Here is a 21,985-nt window from a genome sequence, read left to right as displayed (position 1 = left end):
TTTGATACTATATTATTGATGAGATTACAACTTCTAATATTTCCTCTTGTTCTTAATTTTTTGAGCTGCAGACAAAAAGAATTGACCTCTGTTCCAGAGCAGGTAAACCATTACAATCATCAGATTTTTGAGGAAAACAAATTACCCCCGAGAGCTACTTTTTTTGGTCTCGAAACTAAGATGAAACCCGATAAGGAAAACTCGACGCGCTTTTTGAATTTAAATGGAGACTGGAAATTCAATTTTGTAAAAGACCCCAAACAGAGACCCACAACTTTTCAAAATGTAAATTTTGATGATAGTGATTGGGACACAATCCAAGTTCCTGCCAATTGGGAAGTGGAAGGCTATGACCATCCCATATATTTGGACGAACGTTATCCCTTTAATACCAAATGGCCAAATGTACCCACAGATTACAATCCTGTAGGTACCTATCGCAAAGAAATTTGGCTTACCAATGAATTTCTAGCTGAAGATATTATTCTACATTTTGCTGGTGCCAAATCTGCCATGTACGTATATGTCAATGGCCAATATGTGGGTTATTCGCAAGGTAGTAAGACACCAGCGGAGTTCAACATTACAAAAAACCTAAATGTTGGGAAAAACCTGATTGCCGTGCAACTATTTAGGTGGAGCGATGCCAGTTATCTGGAAAGTCAGGATATGTTACGTCTTAGCGGTATTGAAAGGGATGTTTATCTGTATAGCAGGCCAAAAGTTCATATAATGGATTATTATGCCTATACCAATTTAGATGACACTTATACCCATGGGATATTTAAGGATACCGTGTTTCTTCAAAACAATTCTGGAGAATTGGTAAATAGGACATTACACTTGGAGGTTTTGGATGGTAAGTCGATTGTCTACAAAACTGAAGAATCAATCCAAATTCCAGCCTCTTCGAAAATCAGTTTTCATTCAGAAACAGTTATTGAGAATGTAAAAAAATGGTCGGCGGAACTTCCTAATTTGTACCAACTAACAATTTTATTGGAGGATCCCAAGAATCCAAAAAACAATCAGTACATAAGACGAAATATTGGTTTTAAAAGGGTGGAAATCAAGAACAGTCAAGTTCTATTAAACGGAAAGGCCATTTATATTAAAGGTGTGGACAGGCATGAAACCGACCCCTTGACAGGGCATGTTGTATCCAGGGCATCTATGGAAAAGGATATTATGCTCATGAAACAAAATAATATCAATGCCGTGCGCAGTTCGCATTACCCAAACGATCCCTATTGGCTGGATCTATGTGATACTTACGGATTATATGTGGTTGACGAAGCCAACATTGAAAGCCATCCATTGGCCATAAGCGAGAAAACCCAGATAGGAAATGAAATGAGTTGGTTACCTGCACATATGATGCGTACCCAAAGGATGTATTATCGCGATAGGAACCACCCCTCCATATATTCTTGGTCCTTGGGCAACGAAGCTGGGGAAGGTGAAATTTTTAGATCTACTTACAAATGGTTGAAAAGTCACGACGACAACCGGATCGTACAATATGAGCCTGCTGGAAAGGAGGATTATACAGACCTGTACTGCCCAATGTATCCTAAACCCGAATATCTTATCGAACATGGAAATTCGGATTCGGACAAGCCATCAATAATGATAGAATATGCACACGCCATGGGCAATTCTGTGGGAAATTTACAGGATTATTGGGATATTATCGAAAAATACCCCAACCTACAAGGAGGGTTCATTTGGGATTGGGTAGATCAGAGTCTGGAACTTAAAGATAAGGATGGCAAACCCTATTTTGCATATGGTCATGATTATCACCCTGATTTACCAACGGATGGAAATTTTTTAAACAATGGACTGGTGGATCCTTTCCGCAATCCACATCCACATCTTTCTGAAGTGAAAAAGGTATATGAACCGGTTCAGTTTAGATATTTGGGTAATGGAACTATTGGGATTGAGAATAAAAACTTCTTTGCAGATTTTTCAGATAAGGAACTAAATATTAAGGTATTAAAAGATGGGGTAGAGGTATTCCAAAGTTCAGTAAAAATGTTGGAAGTAGGCCCCCAGGAATATAGTAAAATTCAAATTAAAAATTTTCCTGATTTCAATGATTCAAATAGGGAATACATACTCGAAGTAAGCCTTGTTCAAAAAAATAATTCGGCCTTAATACCACAAGGATATGAGTTGGCCTGGGATCAATTTGTGCTTCATAAAGGAGCATATGTTTCAAAGCCAATTACAAAGGGCCCTATTTTAAACATGAAGTCTACTGGGGAAACCATCGAAATAGCAAACGATAATGTTAATCTTATGATTAACGGGAATAGTGGAGAAATTACTTTATGGACATTTATGGGAAAGAAAATTACGGACCAACCTATTCGTCCTAATTTCTGGAGACCTCCAACCGATAATGATTTAGGGAACGGAATGGATAAATGGGCAGAAATATGGCAGGATGCCAGCTATAACTATTCTGCCGAGTTGGTAGGGCGACCGTCACAATCACATATAGGGGTTGTATATAGGGTTGCCTATTCTCTTCCAAACAAGGTAGCCGAGGTAGTAGTTGATTATGAAATTTCCAATGGAGGAATTTTGACAATTGATTATCACTTTGAGCCCAATCTAAAAAATCTTCCCAATATTCCAAGGTTAGGAATGTATCTGACGCTACCTAAGGATTTTAGTGATGTTTCTTGGTACGGCAAGGGTCCTACTGAGAGTTACTGGGATAGGAAGACCGGAGTTAAAATAGGGATTTATAACGGAAAGGTGATAGATCAGTTTCATAGATATATGAGACCGCAAGAAACTGGAAATAAAACTGATGTTCGTTGGATGAACGTTTCTTCAAGTGATTTGACGCTAAATTTAAAAAGTAATGTGCTGTTGAATTCCAGTGTTTGGCCCTTTACGATGAAGGAAATCGACTTCAATAAGGATCAGGCCGGGATTTCGGCATCTGGTCTAGTTCCAGTTACAAAAAGGCATGGGGCCGATATTAGAATCGGAGAGACAGTACAGTGGAATGTGGATTTAATGCAAATGGGAGTCGGAGGCGATAATTCATGGGGAAATATGGTACACGACGAATATACGATTCACCCCATGCCATATAACTATTCGTTTTCTATTGAACCAACCCTAAGGTAGGTAAGAGTATCATATTAAGCTGCTTATTGATATGGAAAATCGTTGGTATCCACGATTTTTTGGCATACTTGAAGAGACTTCAAGTATGTATTGGCAATGGGGGATGATCATATTATTAAATAATTTAGAATGATTGAAAAGGAAGAGGAGTTAAAAAGAAATATAGGTATTTGGGGCCTTAGTGCCAATTTGATCAATATAATGATTGGTGCTGGAATATTTGTTTTACCGTCCATTGTGGCTGCGGGTCTTGGTTCAGCCAGTGTACTGGCCTACCTTTTTTGCGGATTATTAATTTCTTTGGTCATGCTCTGTTTTGCTGAAATTGGAAGTAAAATAACCGATACAGGCGGGGCGTATGCCTATATTGAAGGAGCCTTTGGCAAGTATTTCGGTTTTATTGCGGCTGTTCTTTTTTTAGTAGCAACTATATCCGCAGATGCAGCAGTCGCCAATACTATTGTTGATATTATGGGTTCTATCAATCCTTTTTTTAAGGGAGGAATTATTAATACGGTTTTCTTTCTTTGTCTTTTTTCAGGCCTAGGATACATTAATGTAATTGGGGTCAAGGAAGGAATAAGATTGGTGAAATTAATTACCATTTCTAAAATTGCCCCTTTAATGGTGTTGATTTTTTTGGCATGGTCGGAAGTCGACATTGTAAATCTGGTGTGGGATTTTACCCCTACGGTTATGGATGTTGGAGAAGTATCCTTGATACTATTTTTTGCTTTCCAAGGTGCGGAATCTGGTCTTTCGGTAAGTGGCGAGGTAAGGAAACCCAATAAAACTATACCAAGGGCCATAATGATAAGTATTACGGTGGTCTTGCTAATTTATATAATGATCCAAACTGCTGCCCAGGGAGTATTGGGGGAAACATTGGCCAGTTTCAAAGAAAATCCATTGGGCGAGGTGGCAAGCAAGATTTTTGGACCAATAGGGTTTACTTTAATTACCATTGGAGCTGTAGTGTCCATGTTCGGAAATTTGAGTAGTGAAATATTGAGTATGCCAAGGATGCTATATCGGGCCGCAAAGGACAAAGTAATTCCAATTGAAATTGCATCTCGAGTTCACAAGAAGTTTTCTACGCCATATGTGTCAATTATAATTTATGTTGGACTGTGCTTTTTATTTGCTTCATTAGGTGGATTCAAGCAATTGGCAATTCTATCAAGTGCCTCTATTTTACTTATTTATTTGGGAGTGGCAATCGCTGTGATAAAATTGAGAAAAAAGGAAAATAAGGAAGAGTCCGAATTGTCCAAAGACTCATTTAGAATCCCTGGAGGATATCTTGTCCCAATTATGGCTGTTCTGGTTATTTTATTCTTTCTATCCAATCTGTCATTTAATGAATTGATTGCCATTGGTACTTTTATTGGAGTATTATCCATAATCTATTATTTAATTAATGTGGTAAGGCATAATCGAGAAGAGAAATAAAAGAGGTCATTTTTATAACCATTTTTAAGAAACCACAAGCTCATTCGCCTCGTCCAAAACGTGGTTGGTGAAACTCCGTAAATAGATCTGGGTCGTTTTAAGGGAATTGTGGCCAAGTCCTTCGCTGATTACCTCTGTGGGTATTCCCATATATTTGGCAATGGTGGCCCAAGAATGGCGTATGGTATAGGTGGTGAAATTTTCTTCTATGCCCGCATCCTTGGCAATGGTCTTGAGGTGGCCGTTCATCCTTCGTCTGAGGGTCTTGTATTTTTCATAATGCTTTGTACTACCATCATAATTTGCTGGGAACAAGTAGTCGTCCATTGTCTTGTACTTGGTGTAATGACCCAATATTTCCGAAAGTTCTTCGGTTATGCGGACGGATAACTGGTCACCGGTCTTGCTACGGCCATAGAATATGCGGTCTTGGTGTATGTCGCTTAACTTTAGTTTTACCAGATCAACAAAATTCATCCCCCTGCAGTTGAACATGACCAGGGCATAATTTTTGGCATGCCATACGGGACTGCCCTGGGCATAGTTTACATCCCTGATTTTTATAAAATCGACTTTTTCCACGGCCTTTTTTTTGGTTCGTCTAGAAGTTGGTATTTTATAATGGTCGAAAGGGTTTTTTTTCGTGTAAAATTGGTCTTCCCTAATAGCACTGTTGTATACGGCCCTTATGGCCCTCAAATAGGCACTTACCCCATTTTTGGAGTTGCCTTTTGCCTCTTGTGCCGTTTGGAAATTTGTCAAAAAGGTCACTGTAATCTGGTTCAGGCGCAGGTCTTTTCCCTTGTTGAATTTGGTAAGGGTTCTAATGGCACCTGCATACCAGGATGCGGTACTGGGTTTGTTGGACAATAGTTTTCTGTCAATGATCACTTTTCCCCATTCCCCTAGGGTAATACCGTTATCAACATCGTCCCGTATTTTGGTATCCACTTTTTTGTCCCAGGCTTGATGTATGTACTGGACTAGTGTATCGACATCAATAGAGTTGATACTGTCACCTATATCGGTGATAAGTTTGTGGGCCGTGTGCAGTTGGTCATATATTTTTTCATTGGCCTTGTCACAATCCATGTGGCTATTTTTGAAAGCGGACTTTTTCATACGCATATACCGGTCGTCCCATCCTGATTTGGGACAATGATAGGGTAGGCGAATGATCCTTGCCTTTTTATGAAATAATCGGATGGCTACAGGGTACAGTCCATTGGTCGAACTTCTTACCGATTTTCTGGTGTCCAATATCAACCTAATCTTTGCCATTTTCTCCTTAATTTTACTTAAATTTAGGAAAAAATAATGCTCACTTTGTGCACACTTTTTTTTGAAATCATATGATATTATATGATATGGAGTTTTGTTGAAATAAGCTTAACTAATTTAAAATGAGTAATTTATAAAGTGTTTTATTTACGTTTAAAACTCGAAATCAAAGTCTTACAAGCAGGGGGTCACTGGTTCGAACCCAGTAGGGCCCACAGTAACAAAGATAAGCTTTTCAAGAAATTGGAAAGCTTTTTCTTTTTTACGGGTACAACATAGGTACAACAATATTATTTTTTATTTATTAAATTTAGTTCAAGCTTACACTGGATCAAGTCCGAAATCTGGGTTTTTACCATTTTAAGAATATAATTTAATCAAGCGATATAAGAAGTATTCCGTATTCCTGACTTTATCGACACTATGTTAGTGTGGATGGAATAAAGAAACGGCCTATTTTTAATTTACTTAATTGGTTATTATTGTTTTTTATAGGTTTTCGTAAATCTTCGATTTCGTATTAATTAAGTGGTTTTCATATTGGACGCTGGGGCCGTGGAAAGTGCGTAGATTTAAAGAAATTTAAAATCAGCCTAGCCATGGCTACAGCTGGCTCCTCCTAACCAAGGTACACCGTACCTTGGTTATTCGGCCCTGGTCGTTTTTTATTCATCGGCTGGTCTATTGATTTTTAATGGTATTCATGAATGCTACGCATTTGGGCGATGCAATAAATGAACAGGACACAAACTTAAAATAGTAAATTATATTTTTTTGTAATTCACACACAACTTTTGGGATTGATCCGTTGTCCATGCTAAACAGGTAATACTTGTTTTGTGCGATTCACCTGGGTTTTAAAGTTTATTATATGGTATAAAATAGTCAGTTTTGGGTTAAATATAGAATACTTTTGAATTGAAAATTTATAATATTTGTTTCGGCATTGTACTCATGGTGCAGCCAGTGTTTGTTCAGGGATGTACTGGGAATATTTTTTGGTAGCTGTTTTATATGTGTCTCCAAATATATGTATATGAACTGTTTAAAGTGTAAATTAGTGTTTTGTGGCACTCATCGTTATTAGATAGTAAACGTTAATGGTATGTTCTAGGTTTGGGATAAGGTCACGGTTATAATGTTGTCTATTGGTTCAGGATGTTTATGAAATTACTATCTCTTCAAAATAGACTACTCGTATCAATAATGGATAAGTGGTATGGAGGTCAAATTGAAAATATTCACCTGTGAATCATTTTAGTGCTATACAATTGAAATCAAGTTAAAATGAAAATCGTAATAGCCCCTGATTCTTTTAAGGAGTGTTTATCGGCCCAAGAAGTGGCTGCCAATATAGCTGTGGGAATCAGAAAGGTAGCTCCGAATGCCGAAATCTTCGAAATCCCTATTTCCGATGGAGGGGAAGGCGTACTTGAAGCTCTTTTGAACGGGGTTGGCGGCCAACGAATTGCGATTTCCGTTTTGGATCCCCTGATGAGGCCCATAAAAGCTGAATATGGGATTTTAAACGATAGCAAAACTGCCGTTATCGAGATGGCCAAGGCCTCTGGACTGGAATTGCTCAAGGAACACGAAAAGAACCCATTACTGACTTCAACCTTTGGTACGGGCCAATTGATCCGGGATGCCCTTGACAGGGGCTGTACCAAGATCGTTATCGGCATTGGCGGCAGTGCTACCAATGACGGGGGAGTGGGAATGGTCAGGGCATTGGGCGGCAAATTCCTCAACGATAAAGGAATGGAAATTAAAGAAGGTGGCGGAAATCTAAGGGAGCTGTACACTATGGATCTATCCAATTTTGATACAAGAATCCAAAATTGTGAGGTAGTCGTGGCCTGTGATGTTTCCAATCCCCTTACCGGTGCGCATGGTGCATCCATGGTTTATGGTGGCCAAAAAGGCGGTAGTAGGAAGGACTTGGAGTTATTGGACACAAACCTAGGTCATTATGCCAATAAGATCAAGGACACGCTTGGTATGGATATTTCCAAGACTCCTGGAGCAGGAGCTGCCGGTGGTACAGGGGCCGGACTCCTGGCCTTTTTAAATGGCAAACTGGTAAATGGGATAGAATTAATACTTCAGACCTTAAAAGTGGAGGAAACAATAAAACGGGCCGATCTGGTCTTTACCGGGGAAGGAAAGATAGATGAGCAGACCCTGCACGGAAAAACGATATCGGGGATTGCCCTAATGGCCCAAAAACATGAAGTCCCGGTAATTGTGGTCACGGGTAAAATTGGTGAAGGAATCGAAGGTCTGTACGATATTGGTGTCAGCGCGGTCTACTCCATTGTGAATAGACCCATGGCGTTGAAGGAGGCAATGGATCAGGCCCCAGGGCTAATTCAGGACTGTGCCAAAAATATAATGTTGACTATAAAATGTTTTAACAAATCTTAAGGGCCAAAGATTTTCAATGGAATTAAAATGGGTATCGAACCCAAATAAAAGGTATTAAAACTCAGGGCAAGCCCACGAGGCATTTGTAGGAAGTAAACTTTAATTTTCGAGGCAAGCCTCGGGGTATTATACCCTTTGGCGGTGCCAATAAAAAATCGTCAAGAGCCAGTATTGTAATGGCACATATAGGAAGTAATGAAATTGCCCCAATGCCCTCCATGCTAGATGTTGGCTTGGTTAAGTCTGTTTAACGTATCCTTTTCAGATAGTTGGTTATTAAAATAATAGTCGTTTCCACTTCCGACAACAATTTAAAATACGTTGGGTTTCCCCGATCAGTAGGCCAATAAGAGGTTAAAACAAAAAGGGTAAAACTTTAGAATACAACATCTTACCAAATATTATCACACTCCAATTTCTTTATTATTCATGTACACAGATCAACCTAAAGGAAGTGAGTATGAAGGGATAAAAGATATCCCTTTTTAGTATAAGTAAATGCCATGGTCTTTTTTAAAGACTTGCAGTAGTTTTGTGTTTGATTTCCAATTTGCCAAAACAAATTGAATTTTAGTTTAAATTTTATAACAAGAACGCTTATTTTTGAATCGGACTATAGTAGTTTTGCCTAATGAATTTAACCATAGAAAATATAGTCTTAGTTGGATCTATATTACTTTTTATAAGTATTATTGTTGGTAAGACTTCCTACAAATTTGGGGTGCCTACCCTAATACTCTTTTTAGCCATTGGAATGTTGGCTGGTTCAGATGGTATAGGGGGAATACGCTTTGACGACCCCAAAATTGCCCAATTTATTGGAATAGTGTCCCTTAACTTTATTTTGTTCTCTGGGGGATTGGACACCAACTGGGCGGCAGTTAAGCCCATTATTAAGGAAGGCCTTGTCCTTTCTACCTTGGGAGTTTTATTAACTGCCCTATGCTTGGGAACCTTTGTTTGGTTCATTACCGACTTTACCATATACGAAAGTATGTTGCTGGGGTCCATTGTCTCCTCCACCGATGCGGCCGCCGTTTTTTCCATTCTACGGTCAAAAAGTCTGGCTTTAAAAACCAATCTGAGACCAACCCTGGAATTGGAAAGCGGTAGTAACGACCCAATGGCCTATGTATTGACCCTCGCTTTCCTGACACTTGTAATTCATCAGGATCAAAGCGTATTCTCCATTATACCTTTGTTTTTGAAACAAATGATTTTGGGGGGAGCGGCAGGATTCGGTTTTGGAAAACTGAGTAAATATATAATCAATAGCATTAAACTCGACTTTGAAGGCCTTTATCCCGTTTTGGCAATAGCACTGATGTTCATTACATTTTCTGCAACCGACTTTGTTGGGGGAAATGGATTTCTGGCCATCTATATATGTGCTGTTTATCTTGGCAACCAAGATTTGATTCATAAGAAAACTATTCTAAAAATGTTCGATGGCCTGGCCTGGTTAATGCAAATTGTTCTCTTTTTAACCTTGGGCTTGTTGGTATTTCCTTCACAAATTGTTCCGTATATAGGAATAGGCCTGCTTATTTCCTTATTCCTAATTATAGTAGCAAGACCTGTTAGTGTATTTCTTAGTCTTATTTTTTTCAAAATGAGGATGAAAAGACGATTTTATATTTCATGGGTCGGTTTACGCGGTGCAGTACCCATTGTATTTGCTACTTACCCTTTGCTGGCGGGAATTGATAAAGCAAATATGATTTTTAATATCGTATTCTTTATCTCCGTAACCTCTATTCTGATTCAAGGAACTACACTATCCATAGTAGCTAAATGGCTGGGAGTTGCCATACCAGAAAAGGCAAAGAGATTAACAACGACCGATTTACTGTTTTCGGAAAACCCTAAGACAATAATGAGAGAAATTGCCGTAGGCAGTGATTGCTATGCAACCAACAAAAAAATTGTTGATTTGGGCTTTCCCAAAAATGCCATAATTGCAATGATTCAAAGAGGGGACAAATACATTACCCCAAACGGATCCACCAAAATTGAAAGCGAGGATACCTTAATTGTTCTTGCCGATCAACAAAAAATAATAGACGAGGTCTACAAAACACTTAAAATAAGTAAGGAAAGCCAAAAGAAAATGGAGAGTTAACAAATAGTAGTATTAATTCGACTTTTGTTTTAAAACATCTGCATGCCTATTTTGGACCCAACTATTTAGAAGTTTAAAACCCTTTTTCTTTTTAATTAACGGGAGGGTAGTTGAGCTCAATCGAAAATTAATACCTATAGTCTTCTATTAAAAAAAACCGTATCACTCTCCTGTTTCTTTACTTGGCAAACATTAAGGGTATATGCTTTCCTGCATTCCTTTTTCTTAATTTTTTGGCAATATTTTTTACTATAGGTCAAATTAATTTGTATATTAACTGCAGAATTCAACCAAAAACTCTTTAAGTTCATTGATTTCAATTTCAAAATTTAAGGTTTTTTATAACGATGTTAGGAAACTGTAAGGCCAATATAAAATATTCGTTATCAATGAAGAACCTTTAATAATCGGCGATGATATTTATTAGTTTTACGCATAGGAATTGAAATTGTCGAAGGCGTTACCGTTAAAATAATTTCACTGGTAATAAGATATTAACAATACTAAAGCTTATGCTTTTTAAAGGAAATATATCTGAAAAATTATTGGTCATTGAACTTTCCCAAGGCAATGAAAAAGCTTTTAGGAGCCTTTATGATACGTACAGACCAAGTATTTACGCCTATAGCTTTAGCCTGCTCAAGTCATCTGCCAATGCCAAAGAAATTGTTCAGGAAGTATTCTTAAGGATTTGGCTCAACAGGAATACGATTAACCCTGATATGTCCTTCAAATCATATGTTTTTACCATTACCAGAAATCTGTCCTTCAATTTTCTAAAGAAGGCGGCTTGTGATAGAACTCTTAGGGATGAAATTTTCTACAAACCGAAGGAGACTTACAACCCAATTGAAACTAAAATATTGGAAGAGGAATATGAACTAATGCGTAAAATAGCCATTGACAGACTTTCTCCAAAGAGAAAACTAATATTTACCATGTCTCGTGAGGAGGATAAAAGTTACCAAGAAATTAGTTCGGAGCTTAGTATATCCTTAAGTACGGTTAAAAACCACATGAGCAAGTCCTTGGATTCACTAAGGACTTATTTGGAAGTAAATGGCAATTTCACCTTAATGATCGGTCTCTTTTTTTTCTTATTGGCCTAATATACCCAACAGTTGGTTCTCCTATACTTCGAGAATCCTGTTTTCAACCGTTTTTTTATGACTCCTGTACCAAAATACCATCACATTTTGGCAGTAGTATAGTATTATTTAAAAAAAAGTGAATAGGGACTAGTACTTTTCCTTATTGTGATTGTATTATATACGAAGACCCACTTGTTAACACATCAATGATCCATAACAAAGAGATAAAAGCTTTACTTCAAAAATTTGCATTGAACCAATGCAGTGCTGAAGAAATGGACCGTTTAATTGTCTATTTCCAAAAAGCCGAATACCCAATAGATTTGCCCGAATTGGAAAGTCTAATAACCAAATTGGAGCCATTGGAATCAATGGACAAAGAATCCGCTGACAAGATATTTCAGGATATATTGACCATTAGCAGCCAACAAGAAAAAGCTATTGGTAATTCCCATTCAAAAAGAAAATCGATTTTAAGGTATACTGCTGTAGTAGCAACTGTTATTGGGCTTGCTGCAATTTTTTATTTTTATCATTTTCAGTCTATCCTACATAACAGTCAGACCAACAGTGTAGTACAGGAATCCCCAAGCTACAATTTCCAAGAATCGGAAGTGGTAACCCTGAAACTTCAGAACGGAGAAATTGAAGTCATTGCTGAAGATGGAACCTCTGAAGTATTGGACAATAAAGGAAATATTGTTGGCCAACAGAAAGGAAATCAACTGTCGTATAACGGCAGTACATTATCAAAAGAATTAACCTACAATACCCTGAATGTCCCTTTTGGTAAGAAATTTGAACTTGTATTATCCGATGGTTCCAAAGTACATTTAAACGCAGGGACATCATTGAGATATCCAGTTCAATTTATTCCTGGTCAGGATCGACAGGTTTTTTTGAAAGGAGAAGCTTTTTTTGATGTTGCCAAAGACCGTAATAATCCGTTCATTATTAATTCGGGCGATTTAAATATAAGGGTCCTGGGAACCAAGTTCAATGTATCTGCCTACGAAGAGGATGAGCTGACAGAAGTTGTATTGGTCGAGGGTTCCGTTGGTTTGTATAACAAAAGTGAGGAGTTTCACCGTGATAGTTTTTTACTAACACCTGGAAATAAGGGCAGCTTTGACAAACAGCGTAATTTAATTGATTCACAAGAGGTAATTACCGGTTTATACACCTCATGGATGACCGGGGAATTGGTTTTTAGAAATATGACCTTTGAGAATATCCTTAAGAAAATGGAGCGCAACTACAATGTTACCATTACGAACAACAACCTTGACATAAACCAAGAAAAGTTCAATGCAAGTTTTAAGAATGCGCCAATTGAAAAAGTCATGGAATATTTTAGATCTATTTACAATCTGGATTTCACCATTAATGGTAAAGAAATAACAATTCATTAAATCTAATATGGAATGCCTATGATATAAAACGGAGAAACTAAAATTCAAAAAAACAGAATATTGGATTTCACCATTCTAAATTAGAATTTAGGATAAAAAAATCCGGGAAATGTTGCCTCATTCCCCGAATTATAATGGTGTGATCTTAAATAAAAAACCACATTTAAACACTATAAAAGTATGAAAAAACTTCTTATACCAAAAAGAAGGTCTGGTTCATTTAGTAAACTTTCACTTAAGATGAAACTGAGTACAATTATTATTCTTGCTACTTTTTTTTCCTTACAGGCGAACACATCGTATTCGCAACGTACCAAAATTACTTTGAACATGGATAATGTTCCGGTAAAGTCGGTACTAGACCAGATCGAGACCAATACCGATTTTAGATTCGTGTATAAATTGAAAGACGTTGATTTAAATAAAAAGGTTAATGTTAAAGTCGAGAATGAATTGGTTACCGCCGTCATGGATCGTATTTTTAAAAATTCCGGCACCTCCTACTATGTTATTGATCAGCAGATATTTCTCGTTCAAAAGAAGATAGCAGGAACTGGTGACAGGGATTACCGGCCTATAGACAATATTTTACCACAGATTGAAATTACTGGCAATGTAACCGATCAAGACGGGGCTCCATTACCTGGGGCAAGTATTATTGAAAAAGGAACAACCAATGGAACCCAATCCGATTTTGACGGGAATTTTACTTTGTCCGTGTCGGAAGCCAATGCTGTCCTAGTAGTTTCCTATCTTGGATTTTCAACCAAAGAAGTGGCATTAGCGGGAAAGCAGGATATAAGTATTTCCCTTATGGAGAGTAGTGATAATCTGGACGAAGTAGTAGTTACTGCGCTGGGAATAAGTCGTGAAAAAAAGGGACTGGGATATGCGGTTCAGGAAATTCAAGGCGGGGATTTAAACGAGGCTAGGGAATCAAATTTTGTAAATTCACTTGCAGGAAAGGTTGCCGGCGTTAATATATCTTCCGCAGGGGGTGTTGGATCCTCTTCCAGGATAGTTATCAGAGGGGAAAGTTCCCTTAATTTTGGGGGAAATCAACCACTATATGTAATAGATGGGGTTCCTACCGGCAATGCTGGAACAAGTAATTCCACTACTGCGGATTATGGTAGTAGTTCAGCGGAAATCAATCCTGCGGATATAGAGTCCGTTACCGTACTAAAGGGTGCTGCTGCTTCGGCCCTTTATGGTTCAAGGGCCTCCAACGGAGTTATCGTTATCACCACCAAATCTGGTAAGAACAATACCGGACTGGGGATAAGTGTTAATACAGGTACTACCTTGGAAAGCTTACTTCGATTTCCTGAATTTCAAAATGAATTTGGACAAGGTCTTAACGGAAATTACGAAGGTTCCAACTTTGGGGCCAGTTTCTCCATTTATCCGGATGGAATTAGGGATGGATATGACGAAAGTTGGGGACCAAGACTTAACGTAGGTACGTTGGAAAGGCAATTTCAATCGCCAACCCTTGGTGGAATGCGGGGAGGCGATGTTTCCAATCCCAATAGGGGGGAGGTAATACCCACTCCATGGATTGCCTACCCCAATAATATGAGGGATTTCTTTAAAACCGGTATTACCAATTTCAATAACATAGCCCTTTCTGGAGGTAATGAAAATGGTAATTTTAGAATTTCCTACACCAACTTGGATCAAAGTGGTACCATCCCGAACAATGATTTAAAAAGAAACACCATTGCTTTTAAGGGAGGATACAATTTTACCGATAAATTTAGGGCCGATGCCACAGTGAGCTATGTAAACACTACAAGTACCAATCGCCCAGAAACAGGATATGGCCGTAATACCATCATGTACTTTATGAATTGGTCCGTACGGAATATGGATATTGATGCGCTTAGGGACTATTGGCAGGAAGGATTCGAGGGTACCAAACAATTTCAGTACAACTATGGTGAAAACCACAATAACCCCTTCTTTTATCAATACGAAAACACTAAGGGGCAGGACAAGCACCGTATATTTGGCAACGTAAGTCTTAATTATGACTTTACAGACCACTTATCCCTGATGTTAAGGGCCGGTACCGATATGTTCAATGATTTTAGACCACAGCGATGGGCAGTTAGTACCGTGGGAATAGAGAATGGAAGATATCAAGAAGTTTCGCAGTTTTATGAAGAACGTAACTATGATTTTCTTTTGGCCTATAAGAACAGTCTGGGAAAAGATTTTAATTACAATATCTCCGTGGGAGGCAACCAATTAAAGGTTGAGGGCAGGAGTAGTTTGGCCCAGGCTCCGGAATTATTGGTGCCTGGAGTATACACCATAGCCAATAGTGCAGCCGATATTGTTGCAAGTTCCTCCAGTTATGAAAAAGCTGTGAACAGTTTATATGCCTTCGCATATTTGGATTACCTAGGCACCTACTACTTGGATTTTACAGCAAGGAACGATTGGTCCAGTACCTTACCGGCATCAAACAATTCCTATTTCTATCCTTCCATGTCTTTCAGTGCCCTCTTAAACAATACGTTTAAAATGCCTGATTGGGTGTCCTTGGCAAAACTAAGGGTAGGCGTGGCACAGGTAGGTAGTGATACCGGGCCCTATAATCTAATAGATACATTTGGTTTTCAGCAACCATGGGGCGACAATTATGCCTTGGTTAGCGGCAATAGTCTAAAAAATAACAATCTTAGACCAGAGAATGTTACTACCTACGAAATTGGCTCCGATTTAAGGTTTTTCAATAACCGATTAGGATTGGACCTTACCTATTATGATACTCGCTCAAAAGATCAAATTATTGGCATACCCTTGGCGGCTTCTACCAGCTATACTTCGAGAGTTATCAACGCCGGGGAAATACAGAACAAAGGTTTTGAGGTAATGTTAAGCGCTACCCCTATACAGATAAAGGATGTTTTTAAATGGGACCTTACATTGAACTGGTCCAAAAACGAAGGAAAAGTAATAGAACTTGCCGAGGGAATAACCTCCATTACCCAGAGTGCTCCGGGGGAGGATGCCTCCATTCAGGCCAGGGTCGGTGAAAAAATGGGCGCTATCTGGGGCCCAGGATATGAAAGGGTGGAAAGTGGCCCCATGGCCGGTGAAATCATTATAGGCATAGATGGAAGAGCACAGATTACAAGCGAAGACATTCACCTTGGCAACTTTAATCCAGATTGGATAGGCAGTGTTACCAATCAACTAACCTATAAAAATATCAGTCTCTCTGCACTGGTCGATGTTAGATACGGAGGGGAATTTATTTCCAGATTTTATAATAAAGGGGTTGGAGCCGGCCAGCTAAAGGAAAGTGGAGAAGGCAGAAGTGCCCGTCCCGTAGGCCAGGAATATGATGATCCCTATTATATACCGGGCGCCGCACTAGTAGGGAACGAATACGTTGCAAACTCTACCAGTACCGATGGTACTTATAGCGAAGGGGTTTACGGTACCGATGTTAGAAGTTTTTACAAAGGGCAATTGGACCATATTAGCGAGGCACAACTATTTGATGCCACCTATGTGAAACTGCGTGAATTAAGACTTGGCTATACATTTCCTGACAAGGCCTTTAAGAACTTGGTAAAAGATGTTAGACTTTCACTTGTGGGCAGGAACCTATTTCTATGGACACCAAAAAGCAATGTGCACTTTGATCCAGAAGTGGCAGTTGCAACTTCGGGCGATGGAATAATTCCTGGATTTGAGAACATGAGCCTTCCTTCCACAAAAAGCTTAGGGGTTAATCTAAGCCTGAAATTTTAATCTTAATAAAGATGATTATGAAAAATATAATTTCTAAAATAATATTAGGGATAAGCTCACTGCTGGTGATATATTCCTGTACAACGGATTTTGAAGAAATCAATACGAATCCCAATGCCGCGGATCGCCTGGACAATCCAGGGCTGTTATTGCCAGGGATAATTAGAACAACGGCCAATAGAAGTTGGGACAATTCTTTTGATAGGTTTGCTGTCGTTGCCGATCAAGTGGCGAATCAATTTGCCAGTACCTATGGAAATTGGACCAGAGCCGATGCCGATCGTTTCTTTTGGAGCAATTTCGATCAGATAAAGGATTTGGATAAACTAATCGCTGCCGCCGAAGCAGATGGGCTGGACAATTATAAGGGCATAGCCTTGGTATTAAGAGCATGGATCTTTCAAGGAATTACCGATAGTTTTGGACCTATACCCTATACCGAAGCTGGAAAGGCCCAAGATGCGGTTAACTTCCCTAAATATGACGCTCAAGAAGCGGTATACGCCGGCATCTTGGAAGAACTTAAATTGGCCAATGAATTGTTGAGCAGTTCCAAAGAAACCATCATTGGAGATATTTTGTACAATGGAGATGTAACAGGTTGGAAAAAGTTTGCCAACGGACTTCGTTTAAGAATCTTAATGAGACAATCGGGGAGAAAGGATCCATCTGCTGAAATGCAAAGTATTTTGGGCAATGCCGCAACATACCCGCTTTTTACCTCGGACAAGGACCAAGCAGCCCTTCAATATTTGACAGATTTGGGCAATGAACACCCTGCGTTTAGGGGAAATATCAGTGATTGGGTTTCTTCTTCACGAATTTCCAATACTATGGCTACCGTCCTTAAGGATATGAATGATCCCCGTTTGGCCGTATTTGCCATGCCTACCCCTGTCACGGCCAATACAGAGTCGCCGGAATACGAAGGCGTTCCCAATGGTATAAATGATGTAGAACAGTGGAACGGAGGCTCACAAAACCATTCTGCCATTGGTCTACTATGGGCCCCTAGACAATTTGCCCCTGATTTGGCATCCGAGAATGCTGCACAAAGTGTACTAATGTCCTATTCGGAATTGCAATTTATTTTAGCCGAAGCAAGGGAAAAGGGCTATATCACTACAGGAAATGCCGAGACTTATTATCTCAATGGAATTCAGAATCAATTTGTCTATTATTCTTCACGTATTCCAGATTCCTTTACTTTGCCCACGGCTGCACAAGTAATTCCGCCTTCCACATACTATACACAGGAAAGCGTGGCTTATTCCGGATCCCAAGAAGAGAAACTTCATAAAATATATATACAAAAATGGCTAGCCCTATTTCTAAATGGTGGAGAAGCTTGGTCGCACTGGAGAAGAACAGGAGTGCCAACAATTACTCCGGCACCCAATAGCGTTGGCTATATCCCTGTAAGATATGTATATCCGGCTGATGAACAGCGATTGAATGAAGAAAATTATGCGTCGGCCATTGGTTTGCTTGGCGGGCCGGATGAGCTTACCACCAACCTCTGGTGGGACATCGACTAATTTTTAAATTACTATTACAACCTTAAAAAATAAATCATGAAAAATATTGAATTAAAATATAGCTCCCTTTTTGCCGGACTCCTTATACTATTTACGTTTTTATTGTCTTGCGATGATAACAACCTTGATGATGACATGGATATCATTAATCCCTATGTAATTAGCTATAATCCAGTTTCCGGGGTAGACGGTGTTGCACTTAATAGTAATCTCGTCATTACCTTTGACGATATAGTCTATAAAGGACAAGGTAAAATTACCATTACCACCGATGTTGAATCGGCTAAACAAGTAATAGATGTAAATGATGCCAATGTAACCTTGAGCAATGTGAACAGGGTAATGACCATTAACCCTCAGGATTTTTTATCTGGAAGGGATTATCAAGTTGTGTTGGATGCCGGTATTGTGGTAGACAGTGTAGGCAACAGATATTTTGGAATGCCGGACAACGAAGCTTGGACATTTAAATCGGGCGGAAATGCCGGAGATTTGGATGCCCCTGAATTGGTATCCCTATCACCTGCGGACGATGATACGGAGGCTTCCGTTTTTGGTATCGAATTAACCTTCAACGAAGGTGTTAAAACGGCAACTGGTAGTTTTGTCATCTATGATGGTGATACAGATGCAGCCGTCCATACCTTAGATGCTGAGGGAGAGGCAATATCCATAAATGAAGAAGTAATAACGGTTACGTATCCTTTTCCATTGGCCTTTGGAAAAAGTTATTACGTTCAATTTGAATCGGGGGTAGTTAAGGATATAGCCGGTAATTCATTTACAGGAATAACCGATGATAGTACCTATAACTTTACTACGGTAGCTGGCAGCGGAACAGAACTGGCAGTGCATATTCCTTTTGACACGGACCTTACCGATATAAGTGGCAATAAATTTGATGCCAAATTAGGCCCGACCGCCAGTGCCGAGGTTACCTTTGAAAATGACGCCACCAGAGGTCCGGTCGCAAGATTTAATGCAGGTTCCTATGCACAATTGCCTGTACACCCCCTATTAAGATCGGTTACGGCAACAGATGATTTTAGTGTTAACTTTTGGATAAAATTGGCAGGAACTGATTCTGATCCGGCTATTATAGGTAATAAAGACTGGGGTAGTGGTGGCAACCCCGGGTGGTTGTTATGTACAGATGACGGTCATGAGTATGCTCCAGGAAATGGTACAGATCACGGTTGGATTGTGAATATTGCCGATGATCCAAAAGGAGGTAATAGAATGGACTGGAGGGCCGCTGCCATGAACCCACAGGCGCCCGCCTTATCAGATGACATCTGGCATATGGCAACTATGGTGTTCGATAGGACCAATGGGGAACTATCCGTATACATTGATGGGGTAGAGTTTAGTAATACTACTATACCAACTTCGTTTGACCTCAATGCCGTACCTGGACCATTATATGATACAGCTAACGACTATCCAATTACAATTTGGGAAGATGCCACCGGAGCCTATAATGCAGGTGATGACAGGAGGGCAGCCATGACCGGACTAATGGATGAATTGAAGATTTTTAATAAAGCACTCTCCGCTACAGAAATTACAGCGCTGCTCAACGAATAATTATGAAGCGGAATTACATTAAATAATGAAAGTTTGACTTTATAGTTAGTTTTGTCTTTTGAGAAGGGCCCTGTCAGTTGACGGGGCTCTTTATTTTAGATTTGCAGATCTTAATGCGGTAGATTAAATCTGTTGGCTCTTCATATTATCTGATACCTTTCTACTCTTGAACATTGAAAAAACCTTGCGATATATTTTTCACATAAATATGTGATTGCCACCAAAGAATTTCCACCCGTACTTTGCACCTAAATACAGTAGTGTATAACCTATGTATAGCTTCCATACACCAGCCCAAAAGCTTTTCATTAATAAACATGAACACAGATACTTTATTGGATATAAATGGAATATACACGTAGTACTCCGTTAAAACATTAAAAGTCCATATAGTCTTAATTGGGAATTGCAGAGTTTAATAGATCTAGTAGGAATCTAGTAAAATAATTTGAAATGGGTAATAATAACTAAAAAGGGCCTAAAATGAATAAGCAACATAAGTCCCACAGACCAAGTTTAATAAATATGCATAAGATTATGGCTATTGCGGTTTGTTGGATACTTGTTCAATTTCTCCTTTATGTAAACGAATATTCCAATGTTAGCAACCTGATCGAATTAAAAAAACTCTCCGGAACCTATAAATTTTGGCCCGGATTTTATAATTCTCTGCACATCCATACCCTTAGCGGCATAGTCGGTGGCATTATCCTAGTTACCGATATGCCCTATAAAAACAAACAAAGACTGTTGAAGTATGGAGTTTTGGGATACGGACTACTATTTGTAATTTCATACCTAATCCTGTTTTCTTTAATTTTTATAATTCTCAATACCTATAATTTATTTCTGTGGGATATTGACAAAGCCTTCTTCCAGACCCTAAATACATTAAGCCATAAAATAATGGCACCCTCCTTTTTTGTTTCAATAATTCTATGGGGCATACTTGTATCCGTAACTCAGTTTATGTTCAATATAAATGAAATACTAGGGAAAGGAATACTTTGGAGATTTATTTTAGGACACTTTAACAGCCCCAAGGAAGAGGAACGCATATTTATGTTCCTAGATTTAAAAGGAGCAACCACTATAGCAGAAAAAATGGAGAGCAAATTATTTTTTGAAATGCTCAAGGAAGTGTATTATGACATTTCGACCCCAATTCTTGAAAGTGATGGAGAAATTTATCAATATGTGGGGGATGAAGTAATAATTACTTGGCCTATTGAAAAAGGACTAAAAAACAACAACTGTTTGATGAGTTTTTTTAGAATTGAAAAGAAGATTCAGGAAAAAAAATTAAAATATCTTAAAAAGTATGGCGTAGTGCCAAGTTTTAAGGCAGGAATACACCTAGGTAAGGCCACGGTAGGCGAAATTGGGGTAATCAAAAAAGAAATTGTTTATTCTGGGGATGTCCTTAATACCACCTCACGAGTGCAAGATCTATGCAATTATTTCGATGTTAAGATTTTAATTTCAAACACCTTGTTACAATTGTTGCAAATTAGGGGTAAATATATCAATATACCCATTGGGGAAATTAGTCTAAGGGGTAAGGAAAATAAAATAGCACTAAGTACAATTGCACAATTATAAGCCGTTATTGAGACCAAATGCGGGAAATATGCTTCTTCGCCTCACAAAATTATTGTCATGGCAGACAGTATCCTCAAATATAGAATAGTTCAAAAGGTATAAAACCAATGCTTATTAGCAACACTTATGCTACAATTTATTTTCAATTAAGGGATTGGGATAATTATCAGATTGATCTTCCATGGTTTCATCCAAACAGACAAAATCTTTTTCCAAAAGTAGAAATAGTTCTTTCCCATTTTCCATTGCCATGGTATGTCGAAATCCAACAAGATCGGTATTTTTCCAGACCAATTTATCCCTTTCAGGTAGAAACATTACGATGGAGCCGTTTCTAAAATCGGCTTCTAGATGCGAAATGTTTACCTTGCTCTGCAATACATATTTAAAGATGCCGTCCTTAAATTCCGTCATCTCTTCATAAAACCCAACATTACAAAATTTTGTCACCTCTGTCTTGGTTAATCTATAGCGTATTGAGTTTCCTTTAATCCTTATTTTCATACTAAATTTGTTTTAAGTCACTAGCCCCCATCCATAAATTCCATT

Annotated in this window: 12 protein-coding genes; 10 read left to right on the top strand and 2 right to left on the bottom strand. The window is 38.7% G+C overall.

The features are described 5' to 3' along the window. The first annotated feature begins 18 nt into the window (after positions 1–18). Both lacZ and QSE00_RS10625 read left to right on the top strand, forming a co-directional pair. A complete protein-coding gene (gene lacZ / locus QSE00_RS10630; RefSeq protein ID WP_286105926.1) occupies positions 19–3,153 on the top strand; it encodes a beta-galactosidase, LacZ type in 3,135 nt (1,044 codons plus the stop codon). 129 nt (positions 3,154–3,282) lie between these two features. Next, positions 3,283–4,605 carry an APC family permease gene (locus QSE00_RS10625; protein WP_286105925.1) on the top strand — a complete coding sequence of 441 codons (1,323 nt, stop codon included), beginning with the start codon at positions 3,283–3,285 and terminating at the stop codon, positions 4,603–4,605. A 24-nt stretch (positions 4,606–4,629) separates the two neighbouring features. Here the strand turns inward: QSE00_RS10625 and QSE00_RS10620 are convergent, their stop codons facing one another. Further along, entirely contained in the window at positions 4,630–5,886 is a 1,257-nt protein-coding gene (locus tag QSE00_RS10620) for a tyrosine-type recombinase/integrase (protein WP_286105924.1), read from the bottom strand. Positions 5,887–7,173: 1,287 nt separating this feature from the next. Between QSE00_RS10620 and QSE00_RS10615 the strand changes: the two genes are divergently transcribed. The 8 genes from QSE00_RS10615 (at position 7,174) to QSE00_RS10580 (ending at position 21,436) form a co-directional block, all read left to right on the top strand. Next, positions 7,174–8,313, top strand: coding sequence for a glycerate kinase (locus tag QSE00_RS10615; protein ID WP_286105923.1), 1,140 nt, complete (start codon positions 7,174–7,176; stop codon positions 8,311–8,313). A gap of 631 nt (positions 8,314–8,944) precedes the next feature. After that, positions 8,945–10,435: a potassium/proton antiporter gene (locus QSE00_RS10610; RefSeq protein WP_286105922.1), complete on the top strand. Its 1,491-nt coding sequence runs from the start codon at positions 8,945–8,947 to the stop codon at positions 10,433–10,435. A 512-nt stretch (positions 10,436–10,947) separates the two neighbouring features. Next, the gene (locus tag QSE00_RS10605) at positions 10,948–11,544 is read left to right on the top strand and encodes an RNA polymerase sigma factor (protein WP_110355488.1); all 597 of its coding nucleotides are present in this window, start codon (positions 10,948–10,950) and stop codon (positions 11,542–11,544) included. A gap of 188 nt (positions 11,545–11,732) precedes the next feature. Then, on the top strand, positions 11,733–12,938 hold the full coding sequence (locus QSE00_RS10600; RefSeq protein ID WP_286105921.1) for a FecR family protein: 1,206 nt from the start codon (positions 11,733–11,735) through the stop codon (positions 12,936–12,938). Between the two features lie 180 nt (positions 12,939–13,118). Then, a complete protein-coding gene (locus QSE00_RS10595) occupies positions 13,119–16,709 on the top strand; it encodes a SusC/RagA family TonB-linked outer membrane protein (protein WP_286105920.1) in 3,591 nt (1,196 codons plus the stop codon). 17 nt (positions 16,710–16,726) lie between these two features. Continuing rightward, positions 16,727–18,247: a SusD/RagB family nutrient-binding outer membrane lipoprotein gene (locus tag QSE00_RS10590; protein WP_286105919.1), complete on the top strand. Its 1,521-nt coding sequence runs from the start codon at positions 16,727–16,729 to the stop codon at positions 18,245–18,247. 36 nt (positions 18,248–18,283) lie between these two features. Next, positions 18,284–19,834 (top strand): Ig-like domain-containing protein, encoded by a 1,551-nt coding sequence (locus QSE00_RS10585; RefSeq protein WP_286105918.1) that lies wholly within the window; start codon positions 18,284–18,286, stop codon positions 19,832–19,834. 483 nt (positions 19,835–20,317) lie between these two features. Beyond that, complete coding sequence (locus QSE00_RS10580; protein WP_286105917.1) at positions 20,318–21,436, top strand: adenylate/guanylate cyclase domain-containing protein; 1,119 nt, start codon at positions 20,318–20,320, stop codon at positions 21,434–21,436. 129 nt (positions 21,437–21,565) lie between these two features. Here the strand turns inward: QSE00_RS10580 and QSE00_RS10575 are convergent, their stop codons facing one another. Beyond that, complete coding sequence (locus tag QSE00_RS10575) at positions 21,566–21,940, bottom strand: DUF7009 family protein (RefSeq protein ID WP_286105916.1); 375 nt, start codon at positions 21,938–21,940, stop codon at positions 21,566–21,568. Positions 21,941–21,985: the final 45 nt, after the last annotated feature.

Origin of the sequence: Arenibacter flavimaris, from assembly GCF_030291335.1 — a bacterium.
Lineage (GTDB): Bacteria > Bacteroidota > Bacteroidia > Flavobacteriales > Flavobacteriaceae > Arenibacter.
This window is presented reverse-complemented; position numbering and strand designations above follow the sequence as displayed.

Excerpts from the sequence above, each read along its gene's own strand:
- QSE00_RS10575 (WP_286105916.1), bottom strand. The coding sequence starts at position 21,940 with ATGAAAATAAGGATTAAAGGAAACTCAATACGCTATAGATTAACCAAG.
- QSE00_RS10605 (WP_110355488.1), top strand. The coding sequence starts at position 10,948 with ATGCTTTTTAAAGGAAATATATCTGAAAAATTATTGGTCATTGAACTT.
- QSE00_RS10620 (WP_286105924.1), bottom strand. The coding sequence starts at position 5,886 with ATGGCAAAGATTAGGTTGATATTGGACACCAGAAAATCGGTAAGAAGT.
- QSE00_RS10585 (WP_286105918.1), top strand. The coding sequence starts at position 18,284 with ATGAAAAATATTGAATTAAAATATAGCTCCCTTTTTGCCGGACTCCTT.
- QSE00_RS10595 (WP_286105920.1), top strand. The coding sequence starts at position 13,119 with ATGAAAAAACTTCTTATACCAAAAAGAAGGTCTGGTTCATTTAGTAAA.
- QSE00_RS10610 (WP_286105922.1), top strand. The coding sequence starts at position 8,945 with ATGAATTTAACCATAGAAAATATAGTCTTAGTTGGATCTATATTACTT.
- QSE00_RS10580 (WP_286105917.1), top strand. The coding sequence starts at position 20,318 with ATGAATAAGCAACATAAGTCCCACAGACCAAGTTTAATAAATATGCAT.
- lacZ (WP_286105926.1), top strand. The coding sequence starts at position 19 with ATGAGATTACAACTTCTAATATTTCCTCTTGTTCTTAATTTTTTGAGC.
- QSE00_RS10590 (WP_286105919.1), top strand. The coding sequence starts at position 16,727 with ATGAAAAATATAATTTCTAAAATAATATTAGGGATAAGCTCACTGCTG.
- QSE00_RS10615 (WP_286105923.1), top strand. The coding sequence starts at position 7,174 with ATGAAAATCGTAATAGCCCCTGATTCTTTTAAGGAGTGTTTATCGGCC.
- QSE00_RS10600 (WP_286105921.1), top strand. The coding sequence starts at position 11,733 with ATGATCCATAACAAAGAGATAAAAGCTTTACTTCAAAAATTTGCATTG.
- QSE00_RS10625 (WP_286105925.1), top strand. The coding sequence starts at position 3,283 with ATGATTGAAAAGGAAGAGGAGTTAAAAAGAAATATAGGTATTTGGGGC.